Source organism: Streptomyces durbertensis (assembly GCF_014156695.1).
GTDB classification, from domain to species: domain Bacteria; phylum Actinomycetota; class Actinomycetes; order Streptomycetales; family Streptomycetaceae; genus Streptomyces; species Streptomyces durbertensis.
This window is the reverse complement of record NZ_WMLF01000184.1, coordinates 1-10,178: the sequence shown is the minus strand read 5'-3', so window position 1 is coordinate 10,178 and position 10,178 is coordinate 1. Positions and strand designations below refer to the sequence as shown.

Below are 10,178 nucleotides of genomic sequence, written 5' to 3'. Positions count from 1 at the left end.
CGGCGGCCCCCCCGGCGCAGACCCAGCACGCCCAGCAGGCCCCGCACACCCGTCAGGCCCCGCACACCCCCGGCACGGCCGGCATGCCCGTGGCGCCGCCGCAGCCGCCGCACGGGCCCACCGCCGGGCTTCCCCAGGGCCCCGCCGGCCCCCAGCCGCCCGGCGGCCCGCAGGGCCCCGTCCGCCCCGACGAGCCGGGCGACGGCACTCCCGAACCGCCGCCGGCCAAGGCCTCCCGGGGCGGCGGCGGCATCCTCAAGTCCAGCGCCATCATGGCCGCCGGCACCCTGGTCTCCCGCCTCACCGGCTTCCTCCGCACGGTGATCATCACCGCAGCGCTGGGCGCCGCGATGCTCGGTGACGCCTACACCGTCGCCTACACGCTGCCGACGATGATCTACATGCTGTCGATCGGCGGCGGCCTGAACTCCGTCTTTGTCCCCCAGCTCGTCCGGGCGATGAAAAACGACGACGACGGGGGCGTCGCCTACGCGAACCGGCTGCTGACGCTCGTCATGGTCGTGCTCGGCGCGCTGGTGGCCCTCAGCGTGGTGATCGCCCCGCTGCTGATCAAGATGCTGTCGGTGCCGATCGCGAGCAACCCGGACGCCAACAACGTCGCGGTCACCTTCGCCCGCTACTGCCTGCCCACCATCTTCTTCATGGGCGTGCACGTGGTCATGGGCCAGATCCTCAACGCCCGCGGCCGGTTCGGCGCGATGATGTGGACGCCCGTCCTCAACAACATCGTCATCATCGCCACCTTCGGCGCCTTCATCTGGGTCTACGGCACCTACAGCACCTCCCAGATGGGCGTCACCACCATCACCCCCGAGGGCGTGCGGCTGCTGGGCATCGGCACCCTGCTCGGCCTTGTCGTCCAGGCCCTGGCGATGATCCCCTACCTGCGGGCCGCCGGCTTCCACTTCCGGCCCCGCTTCGACTGGCGCGGCCACGGCCTCGGCAAGGCCGCCAAGCTCGCCAAGTGGACGATCCTCTTTGTCCTCGCCAACCAGGCCGGACTCATCGTCGTCACCCAGCTCGCCACCGCCGCCGGCGCCTCCGCGGCGGACGCCGGCAACGACGGCGCCGGCATCATGGGCTACAACAACGCGCTGCTGATCTGGCAGATGCCGCAGGCCATCATCACCGTGTCCGTGATGGCCGCGCTGCTGCCCCGGCTCTCCCGCTCCGCGCACGACGGCGACCTGGCCGCCGTCCGCGACGACCTGTCGCACGGCCTGCGCACCTCCGCCGTGGCGATCGTGCCGGTCGCCTTCGGCTTTGTCGCCCTCGGCGTGCCGATGTGCCTGGTGCTGTTCTCGTCGGCCGGTTTCACCGCCGCCAGCTCCATGGGCTTCATCCTGATGGCGTTCGGCCTCGGCCTCATCCCCTACTCGGTGCAGTACGTCGTACTGCGCGCGTTCTACGCCTTCGAGGACACCCGGACGCCGTTCTACAACACCGTGATCGTCGCCGCGGGCAACGCCGCCGGCGCCGCGCTGTGCTTCCTGCTGCTGCCCAGCCGCTGGGCGGTCGCCGGCATGGCCGGCTTCTACGGTGTCGCCTACGCCATCGGTGTGGTCATCGCGTGGAAGCGGCTGAGCCGCAAGCTCGACGGCACACTCCCGGCGGGCCCCGTCGTCCGCACCTACGCCCGGCTGTGCCTGGCCAGCCTCCCGGCCGCGCTGCTCGCCGGCGGCACCGCCTACGGCGCGGTGCGCCTGCTCGGCAACGGCTTCACCGGCGGCGCCACGGCCCTTGTCGCCGGCTCGGTGGTGCTCGGTGTGGTGTTCCTGCTCGCCGCCAAACGACTCCGGGTGGCCGAGCTGACCGCGATGATCGGCATGGTGCGCGCAAAGATCGGCCGCTGATACAACCATCGGTGACCACCATGTGTCGTGCATGGCGAGGAGTGCAGGCACAATTGTCCGTGGCTGAGTTGGCCGAGTCGACAGACATGGCCGGCTCGTCGGTCCGTACGGGCCGCACCGCCATGCCCGGCGGCGCGGCCGGTGCGAGCAGTGCCGGCGGAATCAGTTCGATCCGCCGGGGTAGCCGAGCACCGTGCGACTGCCCGCAGACGCACGGACCGACGGCCGCGAGGGAATGGGGAGGCAGGAGCGACGGTGGCGGAACGTAGCACGGCTGCCGTTGACGTGGCGGGCGCGAGCGGCGGCGAGAGCGGCGGGCAGAGCCCGCAGCGGCAGACCAAGCCGGCGAGCGACACCACGGCCGACGGCACCAGGCCCCAGCCCGGCGCGACATCGCCCGAGCTGCACAGCGGCCACAAACTGGCCCGCCGCTACCGGCTGGAGGAGTGCACCACCAGACTCGACGGCTTCAGCAGTTGGCGCGCCGTCGACGAGATGCTGCGCCGCGCCGTCGGCGTCCACGTACTGCCTGCCGACCACTCCCGCGCCCGCTCCGTTCTCGCCGCCGCCCGCTCCGCCGCCCTCCTCGGCGACCCGCGCTTCGTGCAGGTCCTCGACGCGGTCGAGGAGAACGACCTCGTGTACGTGGTGCACGAGTGGCTCGCCGACGCCACGCCGCTCACCGAGCTGCTGGAGAGCGGCCCTCTGGAGCCCTACGAGGCGTACCAGATGGTCACCCAGGTGTCCCAGGGCATGGCCGCCGCCCACCGAGAGGGTCTGTCCCACCTCCGGCTCATCCCGAGCGCCGTGCTGCGCACCGGCGTCGGCCAGTACCGCATCCGGGGCCTCGCGGTGAACGCCGCCCTGCGCGGCATCAGCGCCGACAACCCGGCCCGCACCGACACCGAGGCCATCGGCGCGCTGCTGTACGCCGCCGTGACCCAGCGCTGGCCCTACGAGGAGGACGCCTACGGGCTGGCCGGTGTGCCGCCGCTCGCCGGCGGCGGCATCGTCCCCGCCGACCAGGTACGCGCCGGCGTCCACCGGGGACTGGCCGAGCTCGCCATGCGCGCCCTGGTCAACAACGGCGCCACCGCCAGCAGCCGCGAACAGCCCTGCACGACCCCGCAGGAGGTCGTCACGGCCGTCGCCGCGCTGCCCCGCATCAAGCCGCCGGAGCCGGAGTTCCCGGCCGCCCTCGGCCGCGCCGGCTACGGGGGCTACACCGCCGGCCCCTACGGCACCCCCGGCGGCTACCCGCCGAAGACCGCGCGGGCCGCCGCCAACACACCCACACACCCCACGCCGGCCGCAGCCGTCCCCGAGCCCCCGCCGACCCTGCCGGGACGCACCGGCAAGTTCTTGAAGGGCGCCGTCTCCGCCCTCCTCATCGCCGCGCTCGGCCTCGGCAGCTGGCAGGTCGCCGACGCCCTGATGAACGGCGGCGACAACAACTCCACCGGCGGCGCCGCCGGCCAGGAGGAGGAGCCCGTCGAGCAGAACAAGGAGAACGAGCCCAAGCCCGACGCTCCCACCGGCAAGAGCATCAAGGTCGCCAAGGCCAAGGACTTCGACCCGCAGGGCCGTGACGGCAAGGAGAAGCCGGCTGACGTTCCGAAGGCTCTGGACGGCAACGCCGCCACCTACTGGCAGACGGACTACTACGGCAACGCCAAGTTCGGGAACCTCAAGGACGGCGTCGGCGTCATCCTGGACCTGGGCGACGTCAAGCAGGTCAGCACCCTGAAGGTCAGCCTCCAGGGCAGCACCGGCGTCGACTTCCTCGCCACACCGAGGACCGTCACCTCCATGCCGAACTCACTCAGCGACTTCAGCAAGGTGACCGGCGGACGAGGGGACAGCGTCGTCCTCAAGGCGGAGAAGCCGATCAAGACCCGCTTTGTGCTGATGTGGCTCACCGAGCTGCCGATCAACGACGGTCAGTACCGGGGGCGCGTCACCAACATCGAGGTCACGAGCTGACCTACGTGCGAGGAGCCGAGGGAGAACCGCCGGTGGCCGAGGGCGCGACAGACCGCTCGTCCGACAACGGCACCGCGCGGCCCACGACCGTCGAGCACAACTCCGACGCGGACCTTCTCGCGCGGCATGTCGCGGGTGACCCGGAGGCATTTGGGGAGCTGGTGCGGCGGCACCGGGACCGACTGTGGGCCGTCGCGCTCCGCACGCTCGGCGACCGGGAGGAGGCCGCCGACGCCGTACAGGACGCGCTGGTGTCCGCGTACCGCTCCGCGCACACCTTCAAGGGCCGGTCGGCCGTCACCACCTGGCTGCACCGCATCACCGTGAACGCCTGCATCGACCGCGCCCGCAAGGCCGCCACCCGGCGCACCACGCTCACCGACGACTCCGCCCGCTTCGAAGCCCTGCTGGAGCCGCACGAGTCGGCGGCCGTCCCGGTCGAACGGCGTGACCTGCACCGCGAACTGCTGGCCGCGCTGGCTCAGCTCCCGGTCGAGCAGCGGGCGGCGCTGGTACTCGTCGACATGCAGGGCTACCCCGTCGCCGAGGCGGCCCGTGTGCTCGACGTGCCGGTCGGCACGGTCAAGAGCCGCTGCGCTCGGGGCAGAGCCCGACTGCTGCCCATGATCACCCATCTGCGCCCGGAGGGTACCGAGGGCGATCAAGGGGGAAGGAACCGGACGCGGGGGACAGCCGTCCCACCGGCAGGCGGCGAGGCCGAGGCGGCGAAGGACGGAGGTGGAACCGCGTGAGGGTGTCTCCCACGACGTTCGACACCGATGAGCATCCCGAGGTCGCGGAGATCTCCGCGCTCACCGAGGGGCTGCTGCCGCCTGACCGTTCCGCCGACGTCGCCCGCCATCTCAGCGTCTGCCCGCTGTGCGCCGACGTCCGCAGCTCGCTGGAGGAGATCCGGGGCGCGCTGGGCACCCTGCCGGGCCCGGTCCGCATGCCGGAGGACATCGCGGGCCGTATCGACGCCGCCATCGCCGCCGAAGCCCTGCTCGACGCGACCGCGCCAGGTGTCGTTTCACGTGCTGTCGTTTCACGTGAAACGACAGCACGTGAAACGACGGAAACCGCGGAGGCGGCGACCGATGCGACGGCCGCCGACGACGACAGCACTGTTTCACGTGAAACAGCCGGAACCACCACACACGCGGCCGGCCGACCGTCCAACCGCCACGACGGCACTCGCCCGGGCGGCGGTGCCGGCCCGGACATCCGGGGGCAGCGCCGAGGCGCCGGGCGGCGCCGGCGGAATCTCTTCGCCGCGCTCGGCGTGTGCGCAGTCGCGCTGCTGGCCGGACTCCTCCTCCCCCCGCTGCTCGGCGACAGCGGGCCGAGCGGAGGCCGGGACCAGGTCACGGCCGAGCAGACGGCTCCCGGCGCCGGACCGGCGCCGGAGGTACTTGAGAAGCAGGTACACGAGCTGCTCGCGCTCTCCCCGCGCCGCGCTCCGACCGACTCCGGCAACGGGACGACGCCGGAGCGGGGCGAGGATCCCGGCCAGTTCAGCCCGAAGGCCAGTCCCCACGGGACTTTCGGCTCCGACGCGGTTGTCACACTGCCCGAATGCGTCGCCTCGGCGGTGAACCGCGCCGAGGCCCCGCTTGCCGTCACCCGGCAGAGCCACGAGGGCACGGACGCCTATCTCGTGGTCCTGCCACACCCCGGTGACGAGCAGCGCGTGGACGCCTACGTCGTCGACGCCACCTGCGCCGATCAGCCGGCCGGCGACCAGGGCACCGAGCCGGGTCGGGTCCTGGCCCGCCACACCATCGAGCGCCGCTGACCGCTCCACAGCGGACTCCGTGTCCACGGAGTGTGCCTGTGGCTGTTCTGGGAATGCGCGGCCCGTAGGATCCGTTGGGTGAGGTGTGGGGCTCGACGGCAGGTTCCGTCAGCCGCCCTCGGCAAGGCAGAGAACCGGTACGCCATCGGCAGACAAGGAAGGCTCCCCCGTGAGCGACGTCCGTAACGTGATCATCATCGGCTCGGGTCCTTCGGGATACACCGCCGCCCTTTACACCGCGCGTGCCTCGCTGGAACCGCTGGTCTTCGAGGGATCCGTCACCGCCGGCGGCGCCCTGATGAACACCACCGAGGTGGAGAACTTCCCCGGCTTCCGGGACGGCATCATGGGCCCTGAGCTGATGGACCAGATGCGTGCCCAGGCCGAGCGGTTCGGTGCCGAGCTGATCCCGGACGACGTCACCGCCGTGGACCTCACCGGCCCGATCAAGACCGTCACCGACTCCGCCGGCACCGTCCACCGCGCCAAGGCCGTGATCATCGCCACCGGCTCCCAGCACCGCAAGCTCGGCCTGCCGGGCGAGGACGCCCTGTCCGGCCGCGGCGTCTCCTACTGCGCCACCTGCGACGGCTTCTTCTTCCGCGACCAGAACATCGTGGTGGTCGGCGGCGGCGACACGGCGATGGAGGAGGCCACCTTCCTCTCCCGCTTCGCCAAGAGCGTCACCGTGGTGCACCGCCGCGACACCCTGCGGGCCTCCAAGGCCATGCAGGAGCGCGCCTTCGCCGACCCGAAGATCACGTTCGCCTGGAACAGCGAGGTCACCGAGCTTCACGAGACCGACGGCAAGCTGTCCGGGATGACGCTGACCGACACGGTGGACGGCACCACGCGTCAGCTGGACGCGACCGGCCTGTTCGTCGCGATCGGCCACGACCCGCGCACCGAGCTGTTCACCGACGTGCTGGAGCTTGACGAGGACGGCTACCTCAAGGTGGACTCGCCCTCCACGCGGACCAACGTTCCCGGTGTCTTCGCCGCGGGCGACGTCGTCGACCACACCTACCGGCAGGCGATCACCGCCGCGGGCACCGGTTGCGCCGCCGCGCTGGACGCCGAGCGCTTCCTCGCCGCCCTTGCCGACGAGCCCGCCGCCGAGCCGGAGAAGGCAGCCGAGGCCGCCGAGGCCGCTACCGTCTGACGGTACGGTCCGCGCCGCGCACACCGGTCGACGCCGACCGACGGGCAACGCCGGTCGCACCCGCCACTCTCAGACCCCGCCCCACTGACTCCGCATCACTGCGACCCCCCAAGGAGAATCAATGCCGACCGTGACCGCCACCGACAAGACCTTCGACGAGATCGTCCTCCAGAGCGACAAGCCGGTTCTGGTCGACTTCTGGGCGTCCTGGTGCGGCCCGTGCCGTCAGATCGCTCCGGCGCTGGAGGCCATCGCCGACGAGCACGCCGACAAGATCACCGTCGTCAAGGTGAACAGCGACGAGAACCCGACCGTGGTCGCCAAGTACGGCATCATGTCCCTGCCGACCCTGAACGTCTACAAGGGCGGCGAGGTTGTGAAGACGATCGTCGGCGCCAAGCCGAAGGCGGCGATCGAGCGCGACCTGGCCGACTTCATCGGCTGAACCGCGCGGCACGCCACGTGCGGCCCCTGTTTCACGTGAAACCTCAGAGAGCGCCGTCCGCTCACAGCGGCCGCAGCGCGGGGTCCTTCTGCACCACACCGAGCAGCTGGTCCAGCGCCCTCTCCATGTCCGCCTTCCAGGAGACCGTGCTCCTCAGCTCCAGGCGCAGCCGGGGAAACCGCGGGTGCTGCCGTACCGTCTTGAAGCCGACCGCTCGCAGGTACTCCGCCGGCAGCAGGCAGGAACGCCCGTCCTCGCGGGCGTCGGCAAACGCCTCAACGGCCTTGAAGTCCCGACGCAGCAGATCCTTGGCCACGGTCTGCACCAGCACTCTGCCGAGCCCCTGCCCCTGGAACTGCGGCAGCAGCCGCGCGGTCACCAACTGGGCGGCGTCCGCCGACACCGGGCTGGTGGGGAAAAGGGCCGATCGAGGCACATAGGCGGACGGCGCGTAGAGCACAAAGCCCGCGGGGGCGCCGTCGACGTAGACGATCCGGCCGCAGGAGCCCCAGTCCAGCAGCACCCCGGACAGCCACGCCTCCTTCTCCTCCTCCACCCGGCCCTGCTCGGTCGCCGCCCGGCCGTTCACCGCGTCCAGTTCCCAGAAGACACAGCGACGGCACGCGCTCGGCAGCTCGGACAGGTTGTCCAGGGTGAGAGGAACGAGTCGACGCCCCATGGAGACCATCGTATCCAGGGGGCGTCGACTCTTCAGGAGAGAAACTCGTCCGCGGCGACCTACTCGTCGTCGCCCTCGGCCGAGAGCTGGTCCGTCACCCGCCCCTCGCCGGGGGCCATCTGGCTGAGAATGCGGTCCAGATCCTCGATCGAGGCGAACTCGACGACGATCTTCCCCTTCTTCTGCCCGAGGTCCACCTTCACCCGGGTCTCGTAGCGGTCGGAGAGCCGACCTGCCAGCTGGTCCAGCGCCGGCGAGACACGCCTGCCGGCACGCGGGCGCCTCGGCTTGGCGGCCTTGGTGGAGGACCCCATCAGGGTCACGATCTCCTCGACCGCCCGCACCGAAAGACCTTCGGCGACGATCCGGTGCGCCAGCCGGTCCTGCTCCTCCGAATCGTCCACGGAGAGCAGAGCCCGCGCGTGCCCTGCGGAGAGCACCCCTGCGGCCACCCGCCGCTGCACGGGCGGCGAAAGCCGCAGCAGTCGCAGCGTGTTGCTCACCTGGGGACGCGACCTGCCGATCCGGTCGGCGAGCTGGTCATGGGTGCAGTCGAAGTCCCGCAGCAGCTGGTCGTAGGCGGCGGCCTCCTCCAGCGGGTTCAGCTGGGCCCGGTGCAGGTTCTCCAGCAGGGCGTCGAGGAGGAGCTTGTTGTCCTCGGTCGCCCTGATGATCGCGGGGATACGCTCCAGGCCGGCCTCGCGGCAGGCCCGCCAGCGGCGCTCACCCATGATCAGCTCATAGGCGTCGGTGCCCGTCTGCCGCACCACCACCGGCTGCAGCAGGCCCACCTCCTTGATGGAGGTGACCAGCTCGTCCAGCGCGTCCTCGTCGAAAACCTCACGCGGTTGTCGCGGGTTGGGGCTGATGGCCGAGAGCGGGATCTCAGCGAAGTGCGCGCCCGCGACCTCGCCGTGGGCTCCGGACCCACTCCCTTGAATCTCGGTGTCGCCGTCCTGCTGTCCGGGCACCGCGGCCCGGTCCTGCTCCCGTTCCGGTGGCGACACCAGCTTCGCCGCGGCCACGCCGCGCTCGGCGAGAACCGTGGCGGCAGCCACGTCACCCGCCGAGCCCGCGCCGGGGCCGGTTTCGTCCTTCTTCGGTGCGGCGGGGATCAGTGCGCCGAGCCCCCGGCCCAGCCCCCTACGTCGATCGCTCACTGCGTGCCCTCCGCCATGCTGTGCTGTTCCCTTTCCTTCTCCGCACCTCGCAGTGCAATCTCCCGCGCGGCCTCCAGGTAGGAGAGCGCTCCGCTGGAGCCCGGGTCGTAGGTGAGCACCGTCTGCCCGTAGCTGGGCGCCTCGGAAATCCGCACCGACCGGGGGATGTTGGTGCGCAGGACCTCCTTGCCGAAGTGTCCGCGCACCTCCTCCGCCACCTGGGAGGCAAGCCGCGTCCGCCCGTCGTACATCGTCAACAGGATGGTGGACACGTGCAGTTCGGGGTTGAGGTGCCCCTTCACCAGGTCGACGTTGCGAAGCAGCTGGCCAAGGCCCTCCAGCGCGTAGTACTCGCACTGGATCGGGATCAGCACCTCCGCGCTGGCCACCAGGGCGTTCACCGTCAGCAGTCCGAGGGACGGCGGGCAGTCGATGAGCACGTAGTCCAGCGGCTGCTCGTAGGAGGCGATCGCCCGCTGAAGCCGGCTCTCCCGGGCCACCAGCGACACCAGCTCGATCTCGGCACCGGCCAGGTCGATGGTCGCGGGAGCGCAGAACAGTCCTTCCACGTCGGGCACCGGCTGCACCACGTCCGCCAGCGGCTTGCTCTCCACCAGGACGTCGTAGATCGACGGCACGTCGGCGTGGTGGTCGATGCCAAGCGCGGTGGAGGCGTTGCCCTGCGGATCGAGATCGATCACGAGGACCCGTGCACCGTGCAGGGCAAGCGAGGCCGCCAGGTTCACGGTGGTGGTGGTCTTGCCCACGCCACCCTTCTGGTTGGCGACCACCATCACTCGGGTCTGCTCGGGCCTGGGCAGGCCCTCGCCTGCTCGATGGATCGCCTCGACCGCCTGCTGGGCGGCGCGGCCGATCGGAGTGTCATCCATCGGCGGCGGGGTTTCACGTGAAACATCCGCCACTTCGGAACGGGGACCGGGGACCGGCTCGGCCATCGGTCCCGCAAGGTTGGCGTCGGACCGCAACGGTTCACTCTCCTCGCAAGGCGGCTTCGCAGGCTCAAAGCCTGCCATGCCCCCGGGGTCCTGAACCACTGAGCCCCGCTTACCTGTGGAAAAC

Annotated in this window: 9 protein-coding genes; 6 read left to right on the top strand and 3 right to left on the bottom strand. The window is 71.1% G+C overall.

Annotation, left to right across the window (positions count from 1 at the left end):
- The 6 genes from murJ to trxA all read left to right on the top strand — a co-directional run.
- A partial coding sequence (gene murJ, locus GL263_RS14140; protein ID WP_182856047.1) for a murein biosynthesis integral membrane protein MurJ occupies positions 1-1,874 on the top strand: 1,874 nt, incomplete at its 5' end.
- Between the two features lie 255 nt (positions 1,875-2,129).
- Positions 2,130-3,857 carry a protein kinase family protein gene (locus GL263_RS14135; protein WP_182856046.1) on the top strand — a complete coding sequence of 576 codons (1,728 nt, stop codon included), beginning with the start codon at positions 2,130-2,132 and terminating at the stop codon, positions 3,855-3,857.
- Between the two features lie 32 nt (positions 3,858-3,889).
- Positions 3,890-4,609 (top strand): RNA polymerase sigma factor SigM, encoded by a 720-nt coding sequence (sigM, locus tag GL263_RS14130; protein WP_182856045.1) that lies wholly within the window; start codon positions 3,890-3,892, stop codon positions 4,607-4,609.
- On the top strand, positions 4,606-5,652 hold the full coding sequence (locus tag GL263_RS14125) for an anti-sigma factor family protein (protein ID WP_182856044.1): 1,047 nt from the start codon (positions 4,606-4,608) through the stop codon (positions 5,650-5,652). Before sigM ends, GL263_RS14125 begins: the two co-directional genes overlap by 4 nt.
- A gap of 169 nt (positions 5,653-5,821) precedes the next feature.
- Positions 5,822-6,814 carry a thioredoxin-disulfide reductase gene (gene trxB, locus GL263_RS14120; protein ID WP_182856043.1) on the top strand — a complete coding sequence of 331 codons (993 nt, stop codon included), beginning with the start codon at positions 5,822-5,824 and terminating at the stop codon, positions 6,812-6,814.
- Positions 6,815-6,935: 121 nt separating this feature from the next.
- Entirely contained in the window at positions 6,936-7,259 is a 324-nt protein-coding gene (trxA, locus tag GL263_RS14115; RefSeq protein ID WP_182856042.1) for a thioredoxin, read from the top strand.
- Between the two features lie 61 nt (positions 7,260-7,320).
- On the opposite strand, the gene GL263_RS14110 is transcribed toward trxA, so the two are convergent.
- From GL263_RS14110 to GL263_RS14100, 3 genes are read right to left on the bottom strand one after another with little or no spacing between them, the layout of a single operon-like run.
- Positions 7,321-7,938 carry a GNAT family N-acetyltransferase gene (locus GL263_RS14110; RefSeq protein WP_182856041.1) on the bottom strand — a complete coding sequence of 206 codons (618 nt, stop codon included), beginning with the start codon at positions 7,936-7,938 and terminating at the stop codon, positions 7,321-7,323.
- 59 nt (positions 7,939-7,997) lie between these two features.
- A complete protein-coding gene (locus GL263_RS14105) occupies positions 7,998-9,098 on the bottom strand; it encodes a ParB/RepB/Spo0J family partition protein (RefSeq protein ID WP_182856040.1) in 1,101 nt (366 codons plus the stop codon).
- A complete protein-coding gene (locus tag GL263_RS14100; RefSeq protein ID WP_323379389.1) occupies positions 9,095-10,132 on the bottom strand; it encodes an AAA family ATPase in 1,038 nt (345 codons plus the stop codon). Before GL263_RS14100 ends, GL263_RS14105 begins: the two co-directional genes overlap by 4 nt.
- Positions 10,133-10,178: the final 46 nt, after the last annotated feature.

Bases quoted from the DNA above. Each gene is read 5' to 3' on its own strand.
- trxA (WP_182856042.1), top strand. From the start codon at position 6,936: ATGCCGACCGTGACCGCCACCGACAAGACCTTCGACGAGATCGTCCTC.
- GL263_RS14110 (WP_182856041.1), bottom strand. From the start codon at position 7,938: ATGGGGCGTCGACTCGTTCCTCTCACCCTGGACAACCTGTCCGAGCTG.
- GL263_RS14100 (WP_323379389.1), bottom strand. From the start codon at position 10,132: ATGGCAGGCTTTGAGCCTGCGAAGCCGCCTTGCGAGGAGAGTGAACCG.